This window comes from Chitinophaga sp. LS1, from assembly GCF_034274695.1.
GTDB lineage: Bacteria > Bacteroidota > Bacteroidia > Chitinophagales > Chitinophagaceae > Chitinophaga.
The window spans coordinates 5,511,922-5,535,342 of the sequence record NZ_CP128362.1 but is presented as its reverse complement, the minus strand read 5'-3'; the positions used below and the strand labels follow the sequence as shown (position 1 = coordinate 5,535,342).

Here is a 23,421-nt window from a genome sequence, read left to right as displayed (position 1 = left end):
GCGCCTCCTTTTTCTGAAAATGGTTTTCATTCCCCGTTGGTGAATTCTCTCTTTCATGAAGGTTTTATTCGGGTACCTTTTTCGTACATGTCATTCTCCTGGCCTTCCTGTTACTTGGTACATCCCTTTTTTCAAATCGGTTTATTCGATTGTTTGGATTGAAAAATAACGTTTTGCCGATCCAGGAAACTTCAGACCTTTGCAGCTGTTTATGGAACAGCTTATCGAAAATTCAAAGCCACCTTATACTGTATTGTTGCTATCAGGCTTGTCACAGATACTTTTGTGGGGCGGGTCTTACTTTCTTTTATCCGTATTATCCGGACCGATTATGCAGGAAACGGGCTGGTCGTACCAGCAGGTATACGGGTGTTTATCTTTATCGCTGTTGATTTCGGGCTTGCTATTGCCAGCTATCGGGAAGATGATCCAGCAATACGATCAGAACTTCATCCTGCATTATACGGGGATTGTAATGGGCATAGGGCTTATTATGATTGGATCCGCACAAAGCTATTTGCTGTTTGTACTGGGTTGGGTTGTTATTGGTGTAGGTATGGGCATGGGGCTGTACGATGCCCTCTTTGCTTCGCTGGGAAAGCTATATGGCAGCAAGGCGAAAAAGGTGATTGTATGGGTCACACTGATAGCCAGTCTGGCGCCTTCTATATCATGGCCATTTACTTCGTTTTTACTTCATGAACTGGGCTGGCGGCATACCTGTTTCACATTTGCAGGGATCCTAATGATGGGGATCTATCCTATTCATAAATACATATTCCGGCCAACAATCATAAAAGAAACGATCACCCAAAGGGACAGTGTTTCTTTCCGTTCCAGGATCTTTTACCTCCTTCTTGCCAACTTTACCATCGGCGCCATCATCACTACTGGTGTAGTGGTACACCTTATCGACATCCTTAGTGCTAAAAAAATTGAGATGTCTGTTATATTGATGATCGTGGCCTTTCTCGGCCCCAGTCAATCAGCTGCCCGTACACTGGAACTCATGATCGCCAACCGCAGCGCGGTTGAAATGGCGTTCATTTCTACCTTCGCTATGCTACTCGGTATCGGCCTTCTCTTCTTTCACCCCAGCCTTGCTACAATAGGAATAATTATCTTTGGGGTTGGAAACGGCATGCGATCTGTGCTGAGGGGCACTTTACCTTTAGCGATCTTTGGTCCTGATCAGTACCCGCTGGTCATAGGCCGGCTGGCCCGTATGCCGCTTATCGCGCAGGCGGCAGCGCCTTTTATAGGTGGGTTTATGATTCAGCAATTCGGCACTACTATTTACCTGTGTGGACTGTGTGCACTATTATTAATCAATCTCGTATTAATCTGGAATATAAGATCATATGAACTACAACTTCAGAAAAGCTAGCTTAGAAGAACAATCGGCCATCTGGGGCATTCTGGCACAGGCCATTCAACGAAGAAAAGAAGACGGCAGCAGACAATGGCAGGATGGCTATCCGAATCCGGCCGTGGTAAAAGAAGACATCGAAAAGGGGCATGGCTATGTGTTGACTGAAGGCGATGAAATTCTTGGCTATGTAGCCATGCTTATCAATGACGAACCGGCTTATGCAGCCATAGAAGGCAAATGGCTTACTGATGGCGATTTCGTGGTATACCATCGTGTAGCGATCTCTGAAAAGCACCTGGGTAAAGGGCTCTCCAAAATCATGCTTAAACACATAGATGAATGGGCCTTGCAGCAGGGCATTACCAGTGTAAGGGCAGATACGAATTTCGACAACCCAAAGATGATGGGCGCCTTCGAAAAAAGCGGATATGTATATTGCGGTGAAGTATTTTTCAGGGGCTCAGCCCGCAAAGCATATGAGAAAGTATTAACTAATCCTCATGCTTAAGACCGATCAGGATCTTTTTGAATTCTTTTATAGCCCTGGTTTCGTAGGCTTCCTTCAGTGAGATAATATTTGTATTGCGCACCAGTGTTTTTTCATCAATAGGGATCGTCACCAGGTCCTTGTCAATCACACTCGTTTGTACGACGATGCTGTACCACTTACCTGTTTTGACGAGGTCTAATACTGTGGGGATATCATTGACTTCAATGGAAAATTTCGGGTCCAGGCCATATCTCGTAAAGGTCTTACTGATAATATGACTACTGCTGTATCCCCTTGTCGCAATGACCAGTGGCAGCTGGCAGATTTCATCCAGAGAAAGGATCTTCTTTTTCGCAATCTTTGATTGTTTGTTGGCCACCACGACCATGGGGCTGCTAAACAACTCCTGGTAAGCAAAATGGGGTACATCAGTCCCTTCGTGAAAGGCCAGGCTGAAATCCAGTTCGAACTGGTCCAAGCGGTCGAACAATCCCAGGGAGGAGTCGTATACTACCTTCAGGTTGATCTGTGGGAAAGTAGCGGCAAACTGTATGAGTGCCTTTGTGAAAAAGTTCTTCAGACTATACGCCACTCCTACCGTGACCGTACCGATATGCAGGTTATTCAGGTCCCTGATCATCTGCAGCCCGTCTTCCGCTTTCTTCACCGCCTGCTTGGCATAATCTGTAAACAGGGTGCCGGCTTCCGTCAACGTGATCTGTCTGCCGATACGGTTGAAGAGCGGGGTATTCAGTTCCATTTCCAGTTGTTTGATCTGTTGTGACAGGGTGCTCTGACTGATGTGCAGCTGTTGTGCTGCTTCAGTAAAGCTGAGCAATTCCTGTGCCTTCAGAAAATATTTAAGCTGTCTATGTTCCATCCTGGAAGCAAGTTACAATTAAGTTACACGCAACGATTGACAATGATCAATATCATTATTCCACATAATTTTAGTAATATGCAATTGCATGTAATTTTTAACCCATGGAAAGAAAAACAATTCTGTATATAGCTACCAGTGTTGATGGGTACATAGCCCAACCCGATGATGACCTGAGCTTTCTCTCCATTGTAGAAAAGGAAGGCGAAGACTATGGCTATGCGGAGTTTATCAATACCATCGACACCGTGATCATAGGTAGAAAAACATATGATTGGATACTGAGCCATGTACCGGAATTCCATCATGCGGATAAAACAACTTATGTGATCACAAAAACGCCACGGGCGACAATTGGCAGCACTCATTTCTATACAGGTTCGCTGCCGGAACTGGTTACCAGATTGAAAAAGGAGGAAGGGAAAAATATCTTCTGCGATGGGGGTGCGGAAATCGTCAATGCATTATTACAAGACAATTTAATTGATGAATTTGTGATTTCAATTATTCCCATACTGCTGGGTAGCGGGACAAAATTATTCCAGGATGGTCGTGGGGAACAACTACTGGATCTTATTTCTGTAAAACATTTTGAAAAAGGATTAACGCAACTGCATTATAAAAAAGCCTGATGAAATTATTGCTTTGCCCGTTAGCCGGCATGGCCACAAAGTAAACAAATGCAAATTGTATTACTGGTATTAGCGGCTGGTCTGTGCAGGAGTTTCGCTATATACTTTGTAAAGGCTGAAACGCTTATTAAATTAAGCATTCCAGCCCTTCATATCATTAACGCTGATGACCGTGCTCACCACCATGACGACCACCGCCGCCGTGTGGACCACCATGTGGTGCACAACTAGTAAAACTAATTGCTATTACAAATAATGCTACCAACAAATGAACGCTGTACTTTTTCATAATTACTCAATTTTAAAATATGGTGATTAAATAAATGACGATGCCCTTACCGTTTTATGCGCGATTCAAATGATTTTGAAGTGGTAAATGAAAAGGTGTGGCAGTTTATTCGCATAGGAGCATAACAGGCAATTTCATTGCTCATTAAGTTCGCATACAGCTCAGTAAGAAGGTTAGGCTAAATGATAGAAAGGAAATATGTGGGCAAATATAAACATATATTCATAAACGTGAAAAAAATAAGGGGCTGTATCGTAAGTAACAGGAAGGCCATCAGAATTGCATGTACGAAAAGGTACCCGAATAAACATTCATGAAAGTGGGAATTCACCAACGGGGAATGAAAACCCATTTTCAGAAAAAAGGGGCGTCCCGAAGTATTGAGACGCCCCTTTTTCAATTTCATTATCCTTCACAACTCTTACAAGTCACCAGGTTTGTTACCAACTCTTTGGAAACGCTCTGGCTGCGTTGATAATAGAGTGTTTTCACACCCAGTTCCCACGCTTGTATCAGTAATCTGTTCACCTCTTTTACAGGCAGATTAGAAGGTATATTCAGGTTCAGACTTTGAGACTGATCCACATATTGCTGACGGATAGACGCCTGCTGAATGATTTCCAGCTGACTGATTTCCTTGAATGTTTTGAATACTTCTTTTTCTTCAGCTGTCAGTTGTTCCAGGTGCTGTACGCTACCATGGTTCATCATGATACTGCGCCAGGTTTCCTCATTGTCAATACCTCTTTCGGCCAGTAAAGCTTTCAGGTATTTATTTTTACGCATGAAGTTACCTTTTGACAGACCTGCTTTGAAATAGTTGCTGCTGAACGGCTCGATACCAGGAGATGTCTGACCCAGGATCGCGCTGGAAGAAGTGGTTGGAGCAATCGCCAGCAGTGTGGTATTTCTCTTGCCATAACCTTTCAGCAATTCTGGTTCACCATAGATCCATGCCAGTTCTTTACTTGCTTTCTCTGCTTTGGTCTGGATATCTTTGAAGATAGAAGATGTCAGTTGTTTAGCACGTAAACCTTCGAATGGAATCATGTTCTTCTGAAGATAAGAGTGCCAGCCCAATACGCCAAGACCCAGTGCACGGTGTCTTTTTGCAAAACGGTTAGCAGGCTCCAGGAAGTGGTTACCTTCAGTCTTTACGATGAACTCCTGCAATACTGCATCGAGGAAGAATACTGCCAGTTTCACAGCGTTGGTATCTTTCCATTCGTCGTACAGTTCCAGGTTCATGGAAGACAGACAACAGATGAAGGATTCTTCTTCTGTAGAAGGCAGCATGATTTCGGAACACAGGTTACTTGCGTGGATAGTCAGGTTCTGGTCTTTGTACACCTGAGGTTTGTGCCTGTTTACATTGTCAGTGAAGAAAATGTATGGCAGGCCTTTCTGCTGACGGCTTTCCAGTACTTTCGCCCAGATCTGCCTTTTCTCCATATCGCCATCGATCATGTCTTTCATCCAGTAGTCAGGCACACAAACGCCGTTGAACAGGTTCTGGATAGGATGTCCGATATCTTTGATAGAGAGGAATTCTTCGATGTCACCATGGTCGATGTCCATGTAAGCTGCAAATGCACCCCGTCTTACACCACCCTGGCTGATGGTATCCATCGCAGTGTCAAACAGGCGCATAAAGCTCACAGCACCACTGGATTTACCATTGTCAGTGACCGCACTACCACGCTCACGCAGGGAACCGAAGTAAGCAGAAGTACCGCCACCCAGTTTGGTCTGCATGATCACCTCACCCAGTTTGTGGGTGATGCCTTCAATATTATCAGGAATGTGTACGTTGAAACAGGAAATAGGCAGCCCTCTTTCTGTTCCCATATTAGCCCAGATCGGAGAGCTTAAGCTCATCCAACCTCTTTCGATCATTTCTTTGAATACATCTTTCAGCTCTGGTTTGTACAGGCGTTGTGCTGCAGCAGAACAAATTCTTTCGATGGCACCTTCTACGGTTTCACCTTTCAGTAAGTAGCCTCTGTTCAGGATCTGCTCACTCTCTTCATTTTTCCACCACAGACGGTTGCTATCCTGCTCATTGGTTACAGCAGTTTCGGGGGAGGCTGTTTCAAATAAAGTCATCATTATCTATTATATCGTCAAAAAGTTAAAACAAATCGTGTGCTGAGATACTCTTATCAAACTTAGTATACTCTACAGGGCGTTTCGCAAAGAAGTCATCCAGGCTATTAGAATAGATCTCTTCTTCAAACCACAACATTTTACCACTCTCCTCTGAAGATACGTTAAAGATAGGAGCTATACCAATCTGTTGTAAGCTATCATCTGCTCTCTTCTTCATGAAGTTGATCAGGTCCACTTTCTTAATTACCTCAATATCGCCTTCGTTGAAGATCCAGTCGAGCATGCGGCTTTCCGTTTCGATAGACAATTTCACAATATCCACTACCTGCTTCACAGCTTCCGGAGTGAAAATATCAGGATATTCTTCTTTCACCTTGCTAATCAGGTAGATACCGGCATTTGCGTGAATCTGCTCATCTACGGAAGTCCATGCGATGATGTTGCTCACATTTTTCATCAGACCTCTGAAACGGGTAAATGACAGCACGATGGCAAACTGGGAGAACAGGCTCACGTTTTCGATCAGTAAACTGAACAGGATCAGGGAGATAGTATATTCTTTCTTATCGTTTGATTTCGCATTTTCCAGTGCAGCGCTCAGATAGGTGATACGTTCCTGGATAATAGGTACTTTCATCAGTTCGGTGAATTCATCGTTGTAACCCAGTACTTCCAGCAGACGGCTGTAAGCTTCTGAGTGACGGAATTCACATTCTGCAAAGGTAGAGCCCAGACCATTCATTTCCGGTTTTGGGAAATGCTGGTACAGGTTGCCCCAGAATGATTTTACAGCTACTTCCACCTGTGCAATGGAAAGCAGACTATTCTTTATAGCGCTTTGTTCTGGTATAGATAGGTGGGCATGAAAGTCCTGAATATCAGCTGTAAAATCCACTTCTGAATGCACCCAAAAAGATTTGTTAATCGCATCAGTATACTGGAGGACCTCCGGATACTCAAATGGTTTGTACTGAACCCTCTTGTCAAATAATCCCATGTCTGATTTCTTTAAACTTTTAAACAAATGATAAAATAAATATATCTATCATGTCCGGAGGCAAATGTCCCGATTAAATTAAAGAGAGTTGGAAAAAGAAATCAACATATGGGGATAATCAGTTTTTGGAATGATCGTTCTCCCTGTCAGGGCTGATTTAGACCAGATTTATTATAACATTAAAATAATTTAATATATTTTTACCCCCTTAATAATTTATAACCCTATGCGTAACCTATTTTTCTTGTTTGTGGCAAGCCTGTTGTTCGGGGCTTGTAAAAAGGACAATCAGACAACAGTAGATCCAACACTTACCGAGTATAAAGATGGACACCGGTTAAAACTGGTGAGTAAAACTCCGGAAGAGATCATATTTACTTTCACAGGTAAGTATGGCACCATCGTTCCGCCGGATGGCTATACCGCCACCATTTCCTACATCAAAACCAGCGACAAGGCCTGGACTGAATGGAAAAAACTTACCATTACAGGCGATACCATGCACCTGACAGAGGGGCTGGAACACCTGAGCACCTACGATGTAAAGATGGAGGTGACTACTTCTGGGGAAATTTTGGTGTAGCGGGTTTCAATGTGTTCGCTCCTTACATTTACAATATTCCTATTAAAGTGGTGCAAACCCATATGAGCATCAGTGACAGCCAGGGAATGATTGTAAGGTCTATTGATGTAGAACTGAGCAGGTCTACGACTGATTGTGAAACAGCATCTACGGCCTTTTACCGGACGATGGGAAGTCATGTAATACAATTGCGGTTAAAGTCAGGTTTGCCGGCAGGAACGTATACATTGATAGTGTATAATGTGCTGGTGGATGATAGTAAGCAGATAAGTAATCAGTTTCAGTTTATGATTCAATAAAATTAAAAAGAGGGTGTATCAAACTTTTGATATACCCTCTTCTATTTCGGATACCTGATGGAGGCAGATAATCCTTTATGCGATGCTCAGTGCTTTTATTTATTTTTAATTCATCCTCTTTTATAAAGTCTCCTCTTCAATCACACTTACATGTACCCTATTTATTATGTGCTATAAACAGTGGCCACTGGTGTTCTCTCACCAATATATCCGCCATACTGGGCCTGAATAACATGGACAAGGCATTCCGCTGATACGCTCCCAATATAACGAGTGATTCCATTGCCTGCTCTTTCAGATAATGAGCGATCTCTACCTCCGGCTGCCCTTTCAAGGATATAAAATGGGCCTGCGGCGCATGCATCCCGATCAACTCTTTCACCATGCCCTCATACGGCAATTCCTGCGCATGCGTTCCTGGCTGTACCGTCACCACATTCAATGGCAACGCATTAAACACCGGCAGGATATAAGAAAACATCTTAAATGCAAAAATGGAAACCGGAGAACCATCATACAACCAGCAGATCTTCCGTACATCCGTAAAATGTCTGGGTAACAATAATACCGGGCACTTTGCATTCGCCAGAATATCTTTTACAAAAGGTGTCGGCGATTCTTCTGTAAAAGGGTTCATTGTTTCACTCGCATCTATCAGCAGCATATCCGCATACCTGCTTTCTTTCAAAATACTCTGGGTAACCGCATCACTTCCTCTGCGTACATTGTAATGAATACCCGCATGCTGACAGGCATGTTCAAACTGCGCACTCCCATCCACGCTTCTCCTGCCTCCGCCACCGGCATAGGCAAATTCCATCTTCTGTGCAAAAACACCTGTAATGGTCGCATTATGTTGCAACCCCATTCTTATTGCATATTGCAGGGTACTGTCACTAAACTTTGACCCGTCGAAAACAGCCACTATTTTTTTCATAACCGTGAAATTTAAAATAACGCTTTATTTATGCGCAATAAATACAGGATACCTGTACTCTGAAATGTAACTGGTGCAAAAACTTCTCTTAAACAGATTAGACAAACCCGACCTTCCAAAAGCCCCTGTTACCAGCATTGGCCTGGAAATGCCTTCTAAAAACTGACCCATCTCCTGCAGTTCTAACTGCAGAAAAGTAAGATTATTGTAATGCCGGCCTGCCAGCTCCCTGATATAATCTTCATCCGGTATCTCGGGCTGATGCTTATGCGTAGCATATACCAATGTGGTACTGCAATCACAGAGATCACTAAAGAGGTAAGAAAACATTTTGATGGCGAATACCGATGACCGGGTGCCATCATATGCAAGTATGACATTCTCCGGATAGTCGAACTTTTCCGGCGCTACGATAACGGGACATTCTGTATCATGCAACACATCGCGCAGGTATTCGCTGGGTACTTCCAGCCGTAGATTCTCATAAAATTTCTGGCTACCCAGTATCATGAGATCTGCAAACCTACTCTCTTTCTGCAATTTCGAAATGGCATGCGGCGAATGATCTTTGTGTATACGGAATTCAATGTTATTCCTGACACACTCCTCTTCGAACAGCTGAATATTTTCATCTACCTTTTCTTCATCAATTTCAATCTGTAATGGAACATAGAGCCCTCCGCCTCCAAATACATACCCAAGTCCCGAAAAATCAAGTTCAGGCAGGAAGGCGCCAACCAATAGGATCTTTTCACTTTCATTCAATTTTTTAGCCAATCCAATTGCTCCATTAGAATAATGTGTACCATCAAAGGCAACGATTACTTTTCTCATGGCGTTGAATTAAGAAATGAATAATTGGGGAACGCCTTCAATTTCATTAAAAGAGACGGCAATAAATATGACCGTCATCAATCTAATAAATGACTCTGCTTAGTTTATCTACATCCAGAATATAAATGACTCCTTTCTTGATGTCAATCAGCTGCTCATCCCTGAAGTCGGACAATGTACGGGCAAAGGATTCTTTCGCCACGCCGGCCAGAGCCGCCAGGTTACTTCTGCTAATGCGAATGCCTTCGTTGTTATATTTCTTATTGACAGCCAGTAGGGTGTCCGCCGTCTTTTTTCTTAGTGAATCATATGCCACTTTTAGTAATTGTCCTTCTTTATCATCTACATTCTGGGCGAGGATCTTTATAAGCTGATTCTGGGCATAGTTGTTTTCAGTGACCATGCGGTCAAAGTCGGCATTCGGTATCACAGCCAGTTCTACATCGTCTACCGCTTCAGCGCTTTCGTGGTAACTGGTTTTATTAATAATAGCCACATGGCCAAGAAAACCTTCATTATAAAGTGCAGTGATAAGTTCACGGCCATCTTCACATACCTTGAAAGTTTTAACTTTTCCTTTTAAGATATAGAACAGACAGGAAGGATGATTGCCCTCCTGGTAAATGAGTTGTTTGTTTTTATAATAACGGATATTCCGGTTTCGGATCAGGTCCTGCAAAGGATCGTCCAACAGGAGATTCCCTTTTTTTACCGCAGATTTTTTGAGTCTGCATTCTATCGAGTTTAACAGTTCCGATGATTCAAAGGGCTTGGTAATATAATCATCTGCACCAAGGTCCATGCCTCTCCGAACCTCTGCCCGGTCGGACCTCGACGTTAGAAAAATAAATGGAATACTACTGGTTTCCTTATTATTATTCAATACCTGGAGGACGACAAACCCATCTAAAATGGGTAAAGTCAGGTCACAAATAATAAGGTCAGGATGTTTTTCTTCAGCAAGCAATATCCCCTCTTTACCGTCAACTGCCTCTAATACCATATAATTTGCCAGCCCAAGTATTTCAACAATTTCCTCCCGTACAGCAGTGTTATCTTCGATAACAAGAATAGTAGACATACAGCTGTGGATTTTTTTTGAGTTCACTCAAAACTACGCACAATCGCAGACCTATTAGTTGATGGCTGTCAACCAACAAGGAAACAACTATCTATGATAAATATCAGTTAATATAATTAATATGACAGAAAATAGGAATTGGTGAGTTCGGGCTTGTTATAAGTGAGTTCTTCTTTGACAGTGGTATGATAAACGCCCCGGTTAGATGCGTTTAATATAGCGTGTGCTGCAGCAGTGTCCCATTCCATAGTTGGGAAGAGGCGTGGGTACAGATCGGCTTTGTCTTCCACCAGGAGCATGAATTTGAGAGAGCTGCCCATGGAGGTAAGTGTAACGTTGGAGAATTGAGAGATGAATTGTTTTGTTTCGTCTGATAAATGAGAACGGGAAGCGATGATGGTGATAGAAGGTTTAATTAATAGCTCCTGTAAAGTGCGTCTGGATTTTAAAGGAGGAATTGCGTGATCATTTTTATATACCCCCGTCTCCTCACTCCCATAATAAAGATCTCCCAATACAGGGGCATACACCACGCCGCCCACAGGTTTATTATGATGCATCAATGCTATATTGACGGTGAATTCTCCATTTTTATTGATAAACTCCTTAGTACCATCCAGCGGATCTACCAACCAGTAATATTCCCATGCAGATCTTATTTGAAAATCCTGGTGTTTGCCTTCTTCTGATAAAATAGGGAGATCCGTCTGTGCTAATATTTGGGAGATAATAGTGTGAGCAGCTTTGTCAGCAGCCGTAACGGGAGATTCGTCTGCTTTTTTTTCAGTATCGAAATTATCCGAATGGTATACATCTAAAATAGCCTTTCCTGCCTCAATAGCAGCCTTATTTGCGATTTCTAATAATTGCCTCATCATGTGGCAAAGATAGAAAAGAGTGGGTAGAGAAATCCACCCACCGTAACCTTTGGAACAAAATGCTGTATGAACTTCAAATCGAAGCATTTTAGCACCTAAAAGTAACCAGCATTTGGCTCCTGAAACGATAATGACCATCACATCTTCACGGGTAATCTGTCAATCATTATTGCTATCGAAATCATTTTTATTCCAGCACGTCCAGGCACTGCATGGTTTTGTATCCGGCAGCAACCTTTCTACCTTTCACCGTTTTAGTTAATAAGAAATTGACCGTGTTTCCAATTATTGTCAGACATGCAATAAAGGAGATTGCTTTGATGTACTTTTTCATGATGTACGGGTTTACAATATGAAGTTACCAAGGGTATAGATGGCGGGAAATGATGGCCGGCAAGCAAAAGATTGATTAGGATCAGTCATGTATTTGGTTGATTTACAAGAAAATAAAAATATTTGCAACATTGTTTAACAATCGTTACTATATTTGCAACACCGATGCAATAGATATACCGTTTATTTAAATCCAGGCCTGCATCAATTGATGTTGCAGGCCGCAGGCGTACAAAATGTCTGAAAAAATGTGAATGCTTATGAATAAAGGATGGGATGCTATCGGAATTGGAGCATCATTAGCCTGTGCCATACATTGTGTGCTATTACCCTTGCTATTTACAACACTGACTTTGTGTGGCGTTGAGTTTATTGAGAATAAACTGCTGGAAGTACTGACGATTGTCTTATCCATGTGTGCAGGAAGCTGGGCTTTGATCAGGGGCTATCGCAAACACCACCACCGGTTGTCGTTGGTATTGTACTTCATTATTGGCTTACTATTGATGATAGCAGGGAATTTTATGCATGGCCAGTTTGCCGAGATTCTGTGCAAATTAGCCGGTGCTGTATTAATCATTACCGCCCATGTCAGGAATATTTATTTCTGCAAGCATTAATAAATGGTTGCTGGTAGGGGTCGATTAAGTTATCGCAGGGGCCTGCGGCCTGCTTGACTAAATTCAAAATGATACACTACTTTGTAATTTGTAATTTGCAATTCTGATATTCAACCCCTACCTTTGCACCCTATTATTACTAATAAGTCCAACATGAAATCTGCATTCAGAACAGCCGTCTTAAGACACCAGATGTAACTACCCGGTTACATTGTTCTGATCTATTCACTATCTACACACTCTTTTATTTTCTTATCTAATTCCGCAAGGGATACCTATTGCCATTTTTCATGAAACTGAAAGAAATCTCAGCATTCTTATGCATTTACATTATCTGGGGTACCACCTTCTTAGGCATTTCCTATGCCCTCAAAGGCTTTCCACCATTTATTCTATTAGGACTCCGATTCACTACCGCAGGCGTCCTGCTTTTATCCTGGCTTATATATAAGGGAGAAAAGCCAACAGGATTTGAAACATGGAAACAAAACAGCATTTCCGGCATCTTAATCCTGACCATGGGTATCGGTAGCCTGACCTATGCGGAGCAATACATTACATCCACAGAAGCAGCGATTGTGGCCGCACTGGAACCCTTCTGGTTCATGCTCATCGACAAAAAAAGCTGGAAATTCTACTTTGCGAATAAGATATCCGTACTTGGAATTATCATCGGTTTTGTAGGACTATTGATCTTTTTCAGAGACAGTCTGGCGGTGCAGGCAGGTATGGATCACGCCAGAACAGTAGGTTTCATGGTCATGATCTTTGGAACGATCGTATGGGTATTGGGTGCATTTCATTCCAAAAAACCGACAAAAGCCTCACTATTGATGAACGTTTCACAACAACTGTTTATCGGCGGAGTGATTAGCTTAATCATCGCCACCGTACAGGGAGAATGGCACGTTATTCAATGGGGAGCAATTCCATTGGCATCCTGGAGTGCGCTGGTATACCTCATCTTCTTTGGTTCGATATTGGCCCATTTGTCTTTTATCTGGTTGTTATCCATCAAGCCTCCGGCTATGGTAAGTACACACACGTTCATTAACCCTATCGTAGCGGTACTGGCGGGCACCCTGATTGCAGGCGAAGCCCTCTCTTTCGGTCAGGCTATTGGCATAACAGTTATTGTAATAGGAGTGGCGATGAATAACCTGACACAATTTAAATTGAGCCCGGCAGCCAGCTAAAATTTAACCAACATGCCTTACGTCTGCACCCTAAGCAGAAGCCGGCAATTGATGCTATACCGGACCTCATGCTATTGGTCACAGTAATCGGTAATGGGTGCACAAATGAAGCAACCAATACCGATTATTGTCATCATTATCGGTTACTGTAATTGGAGGCTTTATTACGGGTTTGCCGTTATTACTACTGGCATTAGCGGACCGGCCGGGATGATGGATATTGAAACAAATAAAGTAATCCCTTGTAGGAAACGCTATTGGTAATAAGCTATAAAGAGAGGATCCAGCCCTCTAATCCGCTGTAAGTTGATAAACTTTAACATTTCTATATTAACCTGCTTCAATCCATTTCCGGATACCAGCAGCGCCAGACTCACCCCAAAAACAGCTACCATGCTTACTATCACACCGATTTCATGTATTTCACAGGCAGCAAGCTACCTGGTGATTTTGCAGAAATGTTGGAAGCCCAATCCAGAATTTCTACCAAATTGGGGTTCAATTTTGTACTTCAACTAAGTAGCATATGAAAAAGTGTCTCCTATTTTATTTTTGTACCTGCTTTATCTCATTAGTACATGCCCAGACAAGGGATAGCATCATTGTTCGTACTTATCCGGCATTTACAGTCCGGCAGCTCAGTCTGCCTTTAACATTGGCTGTTTTAGGACTCGCCTCTAACGGCAATGGCAACGAGGCATTCAAAAAGGAAGTAGTAGAGGAAAGGAATGAAATGATGCCAAAGTTCCATACCAGTATAGACAATTACCTTCAGTTTGCACCACTGGTCATCGCTTATGGGCTGGATGCTGCGGGAGTAAAATCAAAAACAGACCTGCTGAACCGATCGGCCATCCTCATGAAAGGCGAACTGCTCATGCTGGGATCTGTCTATGTACTGAAAAAATACACACATCAGCTTCGCCCGGATGGCTCTACATATAACTCCTTCCCTTCCGGACATACCGCACAGGCATTTGCCGCTGCCACCCTGCTCAGTGAAGAATACAAAGACCGGTTTCACTGGATGCCCTATGCTGCCTATGGATTAGCCAGTGGCGTAGGCATGCTTAGAATGGCGAATAACCGCCATTACATTTCTGATGTATTGCTGGGTGCCGGTATTGGAATTCTTTCTATGAAAGTGGCATATTGGACCCATCAATACAAATGGGGTAAGCGCACTCAGGCTATTAATCTTGAAAATCCATAATAATGCCATACGCATCATTGCTGGTGAAAATAGAGGCCCACGTACGCAATCTATTTGCCATCCATATGCATCCTTACCTGGTTTACCACAATCTCTCCCATACGGAGAATGTGGTGAGGTATACAGCTAGATTGTCGGAATATTACGACCTGAAACCACACAGTCATTTCATTATTATGGCAGCAGCATGGTTTCATGACACTGGGCATCTATTCGGAGAGATCGAAGGTCATGAAGCCCTTAGTGCGACCCTCATGGAAAAATATCTGGGCGATACAATTTCTAAAATTTATTTAAACCATATTCGTCAGTGCATCATGGCCACCAAAATGCCGGTTCACCCTGGCAATTTACTGGAAATGATTATCTGTGATGCAGACACCTGGCACCTTGGCACAACAGATTTTTTCGGGGAGGACCATAAAGTATGGCAGGAGGTCGAAGCAAGAAAAGGAAAAATATTTGATAATAAACCTGCTTTAAGTCTCAGGTTTATGGAGCAGCATATATTTTTCACTTCTTATTGTATCCAACATTTGTCTGAAGGGAAAAGAGAAAATGTAAAGCGGCTAAATGAATCAATAGGTGGATGATTCTTGTGTAGTACCGTGACATTCTATCTGCGGAGGTGGTGACAGACGAAACTATGCTGTGGTCAGATGCGGAACAAAATGGCCGAATATAGCAGAAAACTTCACTTTATGTTGGATACAGTATCTGCCAAACACGATGTAAACACTTATCTGAATCTGCTCAGGAATCACACCCTTCTCATACCCCTGCTTATTTTACCTGGTAAGCAATAATGCGGTTCCTGTTAAATACCGGAACATAAAGTGTTTTTGTTTTGCTGTCATAGCTAATATCATTAGCCATCAAACGATCTGCCCGGGTATCCAACAGCAGTTCCTTGCTACCATCGGCCTTCACATAGTATAAGATCCCCGTGTAGTTGCTGACAATAAATTCATTCGGACTAACCATAACAATACCATCAAGACCGTTTTCAAAACCATCAGCAACTTTTGTCACTTTCTTATTAGCATTCACCTTATACAATGTATTTGTAGTTATCACATACAGATCATCATTAACAGTCAGCAAACCGTTAGCGCCAGACATATTTTCCAGGTACAAAATAGCTTTTTCATTCTCAACACGATACACCTTGCCCGTCCTGGTATCACTCACATACACCACTCCCCTGCTATCTACAGCTACATCATTGAGCCTTCCTATACTATCGATAAGGATCTGTTTAATCACAGCTGCCTTTTCAACATCAACAACCGCAATCCCTGAAGGGGCAGTAGTATAGAATAGTCCTTTGAACAACGCAGACCCCATGTTCGAATTAAGTCCTGTTAACCACTCTTTAGTAATGATCCTTCCATCAGTGCCCATGTAATCCGGCCTTTGATGGTTCTGCTTTTGAGGATCCTCCACCTGCAGAAAGCGCCGGTTCTCTTGCGTTGCTCCCCGAAGCCAGCAGTGAGCCACCAGCTATCGTTAAACCAGTTTTTAAAAGGCTGCGACGATTCATTGTAATTGTAATTTTAATGTTGCTGATTAATTGCATCAGGCATTTTAACAGGCCTGAGCAGTTGAGAAAAAGTAAGAGAACCCATCTTCCATTTACCATCTTCTTTAAGGTACACTTCAGTCACCATAAAGGAGTGAACCACTTCGTTACCACCCACTACAGCAATAAGATCAATATCGTTTAACAAAATAGCATTGTTGCCGAAAATATTAACTGCCGCTCCATACACCGCAGCCTTCTTATACCATATCATGCCGCCCTTAATAGTATTTAGCTCCTGCGTTTTGCCCCAGCTTCCACCCATGTGCACAAAAACACACTTGTCCGTAAACAGGTTGTTAAGTGCATCCACATTCTTATCTGCCATCCAAGTCCATTTGGCTTTTGACAGATCAAGGATCTCCTGTTCCTGTTTGCCGGGTGTTGCTGAATCGCCAGGCAGATTGGCCTGAGCGCGGCACAGTTGGAAACCCGAAACAAGTAAAACGAAAAGGATCAATCGTTTTTTCATAGTCTTATCAATTAAAGGTTTATTGGTTATAACAAAGCAGAATTAAAATATCATCTCCCGACATGGCAGGCATAATTAACAAACTAATCTATGAGGTTCTTTAATATCATCCATTCATCAATGTGATCGTCAGCATATAAGCCTAATAGCATGCTGTATACCGATCATAAATGCCCTGTTCAGGCCCTCATAGTTCTGATCATTAATCATTGAGCTTTCTATTTCCCAACCACTTCACCATTGCCGGATCGCGATGATCAAAAAATGAAGAGGTAGCAGTATCCAACGTCTTGATAGCATCTAAATCAGCCGTACTCAGTTCAAAATCGAAAATGCTAAAATTCTCTTCCATGCGTTCTTTACGTACAGACTTTGGTATAGCCACTACCCACCGTTGCGTTAGCCAGCGCAGTATCACCTGTGCTACGGATTTATTATATTTTGCACCAATGGAAGCCAGAAGTTCATTTTTGAAGATATTATTCTTGCCTTCTGCAAACGGCCCCCAGGATTCGATTTGTACATTTTGTTCTGCCATGAATCCCTGCGCTTCATTTTGCTGATGGAAAGGATGCGTTTCTACCTGATTAACCGCTGGTACTATATCGTTATGAATAATCAGGTCAATTAGCCGGTCAGGATAAAAATTGCTAACACCGATTGCCCTTACCCGGCCTTCCCTATAGAGGTCCTGCATAGCACGCCATTCACCATACACATCTCCGTAAGGCTGGTGGATCAGGTACAAATCCAGGTAATCAAGTTGCAGGCGTTTAAGCGATTCTTCAAATGCCTTTTTAGTATCTTCATATCCATTTGACTGGATCCAAAGTTTGGTCGTAATAAAAAGCTGATCGCGGGCTACACCACACTTTTTAATCGCGCGGCCTACTGCTTCTTCATTGCCATAAGAGGCCGCTGTATCAACTAACCGGTAGCCGGTGGCGATGGCATCCATTACACTCCTTTCACACTCTGCCATATCAGTTACCTGAAATACGCCAAAGCCCAGCACGGGCATTTCTACACCATTATTTAGAATCATCTTCTGCATATACTATTTTTATTTTGTGTTGAACTTATAAGCTATTCCGGGATTTTCTGCCTCTTTGATCAATCTGAACCTATCTTATAAACTCAGCTGTAAAGTCCGCTACCTCCACCTAACTACATCGCCAAACAAATGTCACGCTTATTGGGGTCTGGATACTTACCTGAATTACTGCACTTTTTACCTTGATTACAGATCAGGCACCCGACAACAACAAATGGTTAAAATATGCCGTAATTTTAGAGAAGAACAACAGTGGTATTATGGACAATATGTTGCGATTTAATACAATTGGCGAATACAATGCCTTTAACAACAATGAAACCCTGCATCCGCTCGTAAGTGTGGTGGACCTTTCCAAAGCCAGTCCACGGCAGGGAAGGTGTATGTACTTTGGATTCTATACCGTCTTTCTCAAGGATTTGAAATGCGGGGACATGGTGTATGGACGTCATACCTACGATTATCAGGAGGGAACGTTGGTATTCCTGGCGCCGGGACAGGTAGCTGGCATCAATAGCAATGGGGAAACCTACCAACCCAAAGGCAATGCATTGGTATTTCATTCCGACTTCTTACTGGGCACAATCCTTGGTAAACATATCAATGATTACGGCTTCTTTGGCTACCAGACCAGAGAGGCACTACACCTGTCTGAAAAAGAACGACAGATCGTGCTGGACTGTTTTGCCAAAATTGAATACGAACTACAACGCCCAATTGATAACCACAGTAAAAAACTCATAGCCTCTAATATTGAATTATTCCTTGAATATTGCACCCGTTTTTATGAACGGCAGTTCATTACCCGCGAACACGTACACAGGGGAATACTATCCCAATTTGAACAAATACTGAACGACTATTTTATTTCAGATAAAACATTTACCATCGGACTACCATCGGTAGCCTACTTCGCCGGTGAGTTAAACCTCTCTCCAAACTACTTTGGTGACCTGGTGAAAAAGGAAACCGGCAGATCAGCACAGGACTATATTCAGTCAAAAATCATAGCGGTGGCCAAAGAAAAGATCTTTGACCCAAGCAAATCGCTTAGTCAGGTGGCAGCTGAATTGGGTTTTAAGTACCAGGCACACTTCACACGTTTATTTAAACAAAAGATTGGCTGTACTCCACAGGAGTTCCGGGCTGCCAATTAACAATGCAGTTCACTACCATTGGCCTAATATTAAAAGTTAACAAGCCAGGCCGCGCCCGGGTGTTCAGCTATAGATACAACAAACGTCCCACATTTATTGATCTCCGCTGCTGCAAAGGATCTTATCAGGGAGGGAAAATATGATATTATCACTTATCGTGAAATTGACGGGAAGACCCGAAGGGCATTTTTTTCCTCCGGAAAATTCTCTTTATCATCCCGAAAGCCTGTCAGAAATGAAAATGGCAGGTTTGTATGCAAAGATAAAAAGTAAATAAAATCGGAATATCAAAGGCTGTTTCAATGGTGAGATTGAAACAGCCTTATAAAAAACGAGCGAAATGGGAACTTGTTACATCATAACATTTGTTCCGGAATAAGAGCCAGATTAATCTGCTCAATTCCTTTCAAAATAGCATCCGGCATGTATGAAATGCTCGTGATACCATTCCTTACCAGGAACAGGGCTATTTCGGGGAAGTCGCTGGCAGCCTGACCACAAAAACCAACAGGTACTATTTTTTCGTGCGCTTTCCGTATAGTTTCTCCAATCATTTTCAATACAGCGGGGTCCTTTTCATTGAACAGGTCTGCTATCAGAGTGGCATCCCTGTCTATTCCCAATACAAGTTGCGTAAGGTCGTTGGACCCTATGGAGAAACCATCGAATATAGCGGCCAGTTTTTCAGCCATAATTACATTGGAAGGTATTTCAATCATCACATATACTTCTAGCCCGTTTTGCCCTCTCTTAAGGCCTAATTCACCCATATAATCCAGCACCTTCTCTCCTTCTTCCACCGTACGGCAGAATGGGATCATCACCTTTACATTTGTTAAGCCCATCTCGTCCCTTACTTTTCTGATGGCAGCACACTCAAGTTTGAAGCCATCTTTATATAGATCATGACAATACCTGGATGCGCCCCTGAATCCGAGCATAGGATTAGGTTCTACCGGCTCAAACTGTTTCCCGCCCAACAGTGCAGCATATTCATTTGTTTTAAAATCACTCATACGCACGATGACCTGCTTGGGGTAAAAGGCCGCTGCAATCGTGGCAATTCCCTGTGACAGGCGATCTATAAAATAGGAAGTTTTATCCGGATAGGCGGCAGTGAGTAGTTCGATCTTTTCGCGGGCTGCCTGGTCTTTCAATTCATTAAACTTAACCAGTGCCATAGGATGTACTCCTATAAAGGATGCGATAATAAATTCCATCCGCAGCAATCCTACACCGGCATTTGGATAAAAGGATAACCTGAACGCCTGTGCCGGATCGCTGATAATAAGCATAGGCAATACACCTTCCGGAATGGATATGCTCTCAAGGTCCTTTTTTTCTTCATGGAATGGCAGGATACCTTCATAAACAAATCCTGTATCTCCTTCGCAACAGGACACAGTAATGTCTTGCCCCTCCCGAATGGTAGTAGTAGCATCTTTGCATCCTACGATGGCAGCAATACCGGTTTCGCGGGCTACAATGGCAGCGTGACTGGTGCGCCCGCCGGTGTTGGTGATCAGGGCGCCTGCTTTCTTAAAAACAGGATCCCAGTCAGGACTGGTGGTATTGGTTACTACGATATCGCCTGTTTTTATCTGCCACGCGTCGGCAGGGGAAGATAATATACGCGCTTTGCCAGCGACAACTTTATTGCCAATGGCGAATCCCCGGGCCATGACGTTTCCTTTCTTTTCGAGGTGCCAGGCAGACAAATACCTTTTCTTTTTTCGTGAGTGGACAGTTTCCGGACGTGCCTGTACAATATATAGCTGTTCGTCGATACCATCTTTTGCCCACTCTATATCCATTGGCCGGCCGTAATGTTGTTCTATTTTGATAGCCCAGTCGGCCAGTTGTGCTATTTCCTTGTCGGAGAGCACCATTTCCTGCTGCCGGGCTGTAGACACTGGCACATTTTCCAGTGATCCGCCATTTTCTGCAAAGCAAAGCATCTTATCTTTGCTACCGATACTCTTCCGGATGATAGCATGCGTGGGTTTGAATACAACGTATTCATCGGGCACCACAGCACCCTGTACAATGTTTTCACCCAACCCCCATATACCATTTATTAATACGAGATCTCTGAAACCAGAATCCGGATCCAGCGTAAAGCAAACACCGGATGCAGCCAGATCTGACCTGACCATAAGCTGTATGCCCACAGACAATGCCACCTTTTCATGTTTAAAACCATTATCTTCCCGATATTTGATAGCTCTGTCAGTATACAGGGAAGCATAACACTTTATAATTGCACTGATAAGAGCATCTTCTCCCCTGATATTTAAGAATGAGTCATGCTGCCCTGCAAAACTGGCATTGGGAAGATCTTCAGCGGTAGCACTGCTTCTTACTGCCACCGCTTTATTATCATTACCACATAGAAGACGGTATGCACCCAAAATTTCAAGAATTACTTCTTCCGGGAGGTTAGCTTTCAGGATCATTTTTCTTGCCGCCTCACCTTTTTCTGCCAGGTTGGTCCAATTCTCTCTGTCCAGCTCCATCATCAGTTGCTGCAGGGGTTCCCACAAATTATTATAATCGAGAAAGGACCAGAATGCAAAAGCATTGGTAGCAAAACCATCCGGTACGTTGATACCTTCCTGGTGAAATGAATTGTATAATTCTCCCAGTGAGGCATTTTTACCTCCCACATCCGGTACGTTTTTTAATCCGATACCTGAAAAATGCATGATAAAGCTTTCCATCTCTTTGCTATTTATTGTGAGCGATAAAAAGAGGCCACTGATGTTCCCTTACCAGTACATCTGCCATACTTGGTTTAAAAAGCATGGAGAATACATTGCGCTGATAAGCGCCTAAGATCAACAAAGATTCCTTATCCTGTTTTCGGAGGAACAGGGGTATTTCTACATCCGGCTGCCCTATAAGAGAAATGAAACCGGCATGTGGAGTATGTAGGGACACCAGTTCTTTAAACAGCACACTGTTTACCGTTTCTTCCTCCCTACCGGGAAAATGTGCGGTGATTATCTCCATAGGCAATACATTCAGTACAGGCAGGAGATAATTAAACATTTTGAACGCATATATGGAAACAGGTGAACCATCATGCAACCAGAATACTCTCCTGATATCTGTAAAATGCCTGGGCAATAATAAAACCGGGCACCTGGTACCTTCCAGAATTTCCCGTACAAAGTGAGTAGGCGATTCTTCTGTATACCTATTCATAGATTCGCTGGCATCAAGGAGCAACAGATCTGCATAACGGCTTTCCTTTAGCAGATCGCGGACAGCCAGTTGTTTGTCCCGGTGAACCATGTATGCTATACTTGCGTCTTTACAGGCATTTTCAAACCGGTCTACAGCGGCATCCCGCTCATGCCGGTCTTCTTCTACAAGATGTTTAACATTATCCACGGCATATTCTTTTTCACTGTACAACTGGTAGATTCCACGGCTTGAATACGTCATATCTTCCAGGAAAACACCTGTAATCATGGCATTGTGTTGAATGCCCATTTTCACAGCATATTGCAGGGTGCTGTCTGAGAACTTTAAGCCATCAAAAACAGCCAGAATCTTTTTCATAACCAACGATTCAATTGTGAGCAATAAACACCGCCTGGCTAATCACTTTAATAACCGGGTTAGCATGACTGGGACTAAGGAAATTTGAAATCATACTCCGCCCATAAGCGCCCATTACTACGATAGATTTATCCCTGTCAAACAATAATTCCACGAGCCCCATTTTTACATTTCCTTCAGAAGAGAGAAAGTCGAGGTAATTGTAATGAGCATGCATCCATTCCCTGAATTTGTAGCGTTCTTCAGGACTTACTTCTTCGGGGTTCACGCTGACCACGACAGTCTTGAGTTCATTGAGTTGTGGAAAGAGGTAGGTAAATTGTTTAATAGCGTGAATAGAAGATGGTTTGCCATCGTAGGTGAATACGATTTCCCCGATGCCGTTAAAACTTGCCGGCATGAGCATAACAGGGCATTCAGCATTGCTCATGACATCCTTCACAAAATCGGTGGGTGTGCCTTCGTTATTTGGGCTGAATGTAGTACTTACATTCAGAAGCAAAAGATCGGCATACCGGCTTTCCAGGATCAGTTCGGATAACGGGTTACCACGGTCCCGGTGCACAACACAATCAATGCCTTTGATTTCGCAGGCGGTTTTGAAACGTTGAATATTTGTATCACAGGTATGTTGTTTGAGGGACAAAGGTTCTTCAGTTACATTCAGACCAGCATTAACGGCGGCAGTTCTGATCATACTGTCCGTACGCATTTCTGATTCATCGTTTTCAAGAAAAACAGCGAGGAGCTTCGATTGGGCCAACTCACAGATATAACCTGCAAAATCCAGGTTATCAAGATGCAGGTCGAGTGCATCCGTTACATACAATATCTTTTTCATAACAA

Annotated in this window: 26 protein-coding genes; 11 read left to right on the top strand and 15 right to left on the bottom strand. The window is 42.9% G+C overall.

What is annotated here, in order from left to right; translation table 11 throughout:
• Window positions 1–211 precede the first annotated feature (211 nt).
• Together QQL36_RS22880 and QQL36_RS22875 are read left to right on the top strand one after the other, a co-directional pair.
• The gene (locus tag QQL36_RS22880; protein WP_321566887.1) at window positions 212–1,387 is read left to right on the top strand and encodes an MFS transporter; all 1,176 of its coding nucleotides are present in this window, start codon (window positions 212–214) and stop codon (window positions 1,385–1,387) included.
• On the top strand, window positions 1,362–1,880 hold the full coding sequence (locus QQL36_RS22875; protein WP_321566886.1) for a GNAT family N-acetyltransferase: 519 nt from the start codon (window positions 1,362–1,364) through the stop codon (window positions 1,878–1,880). The genes QQL36_RS22880 and QQL36_RS22875 overlap by 26 nt, the downstream gene beginning before the upstream one ends.
• Here QQL36_RS22875 and QQL36_RS22870 read toward each other — a convergent pair.
• Entirely contained in the window at window positions 1,864–2,742 is an 879-nt protein-coding gene (locus QQL36_RS22870) for a LysR family transcriptional regulator (RefSeq protein ID WP_083726768.1), read from the bottom strand. The genes QQL36_RS22875 and QQL36_RS22870 overlap by 17 nt on opposite strands.
• Before the next feature lie 104 nt (window positions 2,743–2,846).
• On the opposite strand from QQL36_RS22870, the gene QQL36_RS22865 reads away from it, so the two are divergent.
• Both QQL36_RS22865 and QQL36_RS22860 read left to right on the top strand, forming a co-directional pair.
• Window positions 2,847–3,374 carry a dihydrofolate reductase family protein gene (locus tag QQL36_RS22865; protein ID WP_321566885.1) on the top strand — a complete coding sequence of 176 codons (528 nt, stop codon included), beginning with the start codon at window positions 2,847–2,849 and terminating at the stop codon, window positions 3,372–3,374.
• 48 nt (window positions 3,375–3,422) lie between these two features.
• Window positions 3,423–3,605 (top strand): hypothetical protein, encoded by a 183-nt coding sequence (locus QQL36_RS22860; protein WP_321566884.1) that lies wholly within the window; start codon window positions 3,423–3,425, stop codon window positions 3,603–3,605.
• 463 nt (window positions 3,606–4,068) lie between these two features.
• On the opposite strand, the gene QQL36_RS22855 is transcribed toward QQL36_RS22860, so the two are convergent.
• Entirely contained in the window at window positions 4,069–5,772 is a 1,704-nt protein-coding gene (locus QQL36_RS22855; protein ID WP_235643935.1) for a ribonucleoside-diphosphate reductase subunit alpha, read from the bottom strand.
• A gap of 22 nt (window positions 5,773–5,794) precedes the next feature.
• Window positions 5,795–6,769: a ribonucleotide-diphosphate reductase subunit beta gene (locus QQL36_RS22850; RefSeq protein WP_321566883.1), complete on the bottom strand. Its 975-nt coding sequence runs from the start codon at window positions 6,767–6,769 to the stop codon at window positions 5,795–5,797.
• A 226-nt stretch (window positions 6,770–6,995) separates the two neighbouring features.
• Between QQL36_RS22850 and QQL36_RS22845 the strand changes: the two genes are divergently transcribed.
• Window positions 6,996–7,352 (top strand): hypothetical protein, encoded by a 357-nt coding sequence (locus tag QQL36_RS22845; RefSeq protein ID WP_083726762.1) that lies wholly within the window; start codon window positions 6,996–6,998, stop codon window positions 7,350–7,352.
• Between the two features lie 62 nt (window positions 7,353–7,414).
• Window positions 7,415–7,651 (top strand): hypothetical protein, encoded by a 237-nt coding sequence (locus tag QQL36_RS22840; protein WP_321566882.1) that lies wholly within the window; start codon window positions 7,415–7,417, stop codon window positions 7,649–7,651.
• A 157-nt stretch (window positions 7,652–7,808) separates the two neighbouring features.
• Here QQL36_RS22840 and QQL36_RS22835 read toward each other — a convergent pair whose 3' ends face one another.
• The 5 genes from QQL36_RS22835 to QQL36_RS22815 all read right to left on the bottom strand — a co-directional run bounded on the left by QQL36_RS22835 (window position 7,809) and on the right by QQL36_RS22815 (window position 11,715).
• A complete protein-coding gene (locus tag QQL36_RS22835) occupies window positions 7,809–8,588 on the bottom strand; it encodes a universal stress protein (RefSeq protein WP_083726758.1) in 780 nt (259 codons plus the stop codon).
• Window positions 8,589–8,612: 24 nt separating this feature from the next.
• A complete protein-coding gene (locus QQL36_RS22830; protein ID WP_083726756.1) occupies window positions 8,613–9,422 on the bottom strand; it encodes a universal stress protein in 810 nt (269 codons plus the stop codon).
• 82 nt (window positions 9,423–9,504) lie between these two features.
• Window positions 9,505–10,503: a response regulator gene (locus QQL36_RS22825; protein WP_083726754.1), complete on the bottom strand. Its 999-nt coding sequence runs from the start codon at window positions 10,501–10,503 to the stop codon at window positions 9,505–9,507.
• 116 nt (window positions 10,504–10,619) lie between these two features.
• On the bottom strand, window positions 10,620–11,381 hold the full coding sequence (gene cysQ, locus QQL36_RS22820; protein ID WP_220388823.1) for a 3'(2'),5'-bisphosphate nucleotidase CysQ: 762 nt from the start codon (window positions 11,379–11,381) through the stop codon (window positions 10,620–10,622).
• A 187-nt stretch (window positions 11,382–11,568) separates the two neighbouring features.
• Window positions 11,569–11,715 carry a hypothetical protein gene (locus QQL36_RS22815; RefSeq protein WP_179091245.1) on the bottom strand — a complete coding sequence of 49 codons (147 nt, stop codon included), beginning with the start codon at window positions 11,713–11,715 and terminating at the stop codon, window positions 11,569–11,571.
• A 259-nt stretch (window positions 11,716–11,974) separates the two neighbouring features.
• Here QQL36_RS22815 and QQL36_RS22810 point away from each other — a divergent pair, with 259 nt between their 5' ends.
• The 4 genes from QQL36_RS22810 to QQL36_RS22795 all read left to right on the top strand — a co-directional run bounded on the left by QQL36_RS22810 (window position 11,975) and on the right by QQL36_RS22795 (window position 15,336).
• The gene (locus QQL36_RS22810; RefSeq protein WP_179091244.1) at window positions 11,975–12,334 is read left to right on the top strand and encodes a MerC domain-containing protein; all 360 of its coding nucleotides are present in this window, start codon (window positions 11,975–11,977) and stop codon (window positions 12,332–12,334) included.
• 290 nt (window positions 12,335–12,624) lie between these two features.
• Window positions 12,625–13,530, top strand: a complete 906-nt coding sequence (locus QQL36_RS22805) for an EamA family transporter (RefSeq protein WP_321566881.1) — start codon at window positions 12,625–12,627, stop codon at window positions 13,528–13,530.
• A gap of 526 nt (window positions 13,531–14,056) precedes the next feature.
• Window positions 14,057–14,743 (top strand): phosphatase PAP2 family protein, encoded by a 687-nt coding sequence (locus tag QQL36_RS22800; RefSeq protein WP_321566880.1) that lies wholly within the window; start codon window positions 14,057–14,059, stop codon window positions 14,741–14,743.
• Window positions 14,744–14,745: 2 nt separating this feature from the next.
• On the top strand, window positions 14,746–15,336 hold the full coding sequence (locus QQL36_RS22795; protein WP_321566879.1) for an HD domain-containing protein: 591 nt from the start codon (window positions 14,746–14,748) through the stop codon (window positions 15,334–15,336).
• A 190-nt stretch (window positions 15,337–15,526) separates the two neighbouring features.
• Here QQL36_RS22795 and QQL36_RS22790 read toward each other — a convergent pair whose 3' ends face one another.
• From QQL36_RS22790 to QQL36_RS22775, 4 genes are all read right to left on the bottom strand, one after another.
• Window positions 15,527–16,147: an ATP/GTP-binding protein gene (locus QQL36_RS22790; RefSeq protein ID WP_321566878.1), complete on the bottom strand. Its 621-nt coding sequence runs from the start codon at window positions 16,145–16,147 to the stop codon at window positions 15,527–15,529.
• Window positions 16,137–16,286, bottom strand: a complete 150-nt coding sequence (locus QQL36_RS22785) for a hypothetical protein (RefSeq protein ID WP_321566877.1) — start codon at window positions 16,284–16,286, stop codon at window positions 16,137–16,139. Before QQL36_RS22785 ends, QQL36_RS22790 begins: the two co-directional genes overlap by 11 nt.
• A gap of 13 nt (window positions 16,287–16,299) precedes the next feature.
• Window positions 16,300–16,797 carry a nuclear transport factor 2 family protein gene (locus QQL36_RS22780; RefSeq protein WP_083726743.1) on the bottom strand — a complete coding sequence of 166 codons (498 nt, stop codon included), beginning with the start codon at window positions 16,795–16,797 and terminating at the stop codon, window positions 16,300–16,302.
• 202 nt (window positions 16,798–16,999) lie between these two features.
• Window positions 17,000–17,851, bottom strand: a complete 852-nt coding sequence (locus tag QQL36_RS22775) for an aldo/keto reductase (protein WP_321566876.1) — start codon at window positions 17,849–17,851, stop codon at window positions 17,000–17,002.
• 182 nt (window positions 17,852–18,033) lie between these two features.
• Between QQL36_RS22775 and QQL36_RS22770 the strand changes: the two genes are divergently transcribed.
• Window positions 18,034–19,008: a helix-turn-helix domain-containing protein gene (locus tag QQL36_RS22770; protein WP_321566875.1), complete on the top strand. Its 975-nt coding sequence runs from the start codon at window positions 18,034–18,036 to the stop codon at window positions 19,006–19,008.
• A 356-nt stretch (window positions 19,009–19,364) separates the two neighbouring features.
• Here QQL36_RS22770 and ppsA read toward each other — a convergent pair whose 3' ends face one another.
• The 3 genes from ppsA to QQL36_RS22755 are packed head-to-tail and all read right to left on the bottom strand — an operon-like array spanning window position 19,365 to window position 23,416.
• A complete protein-coding gene (ppsA, locus tag QQL36_RS22765; protein ID WP_083726739.1) occupies window positions 19,365–21,728 on the bottom strand; it encodes a phosphoenolpyruvate synthase in 2,364 nt (787 codons plus the stop codon).
• Window positions 21,729–21,735: 7 nt separating this feature from the next.
• Window positions 21,736–22,575 (bottom strand): universal stress protein, encoded by an 840-nt coding sequence (locus tag QQL36_RS22760; protein WP_321566874.1) that lies wholly within the window; start codon window positions 22,573–22,575, stop codon window positions 21,736–21,738.
• Between the two features lie 10 nt (window positions 22,576–22,585).
• Window positions 22,586–23,416: a universal stress protein gene (locus QQL36_RS22755; protein ID WP_321566873.1), complete on the bottom strand. Its 831-nt coding sequence runs from the start codon at window positions 23,414–23,416 to the stop codon at window positions 22,586–22,588.
• Window positions 23,417–23,421 lie beyond the last annotated feature (5 nt).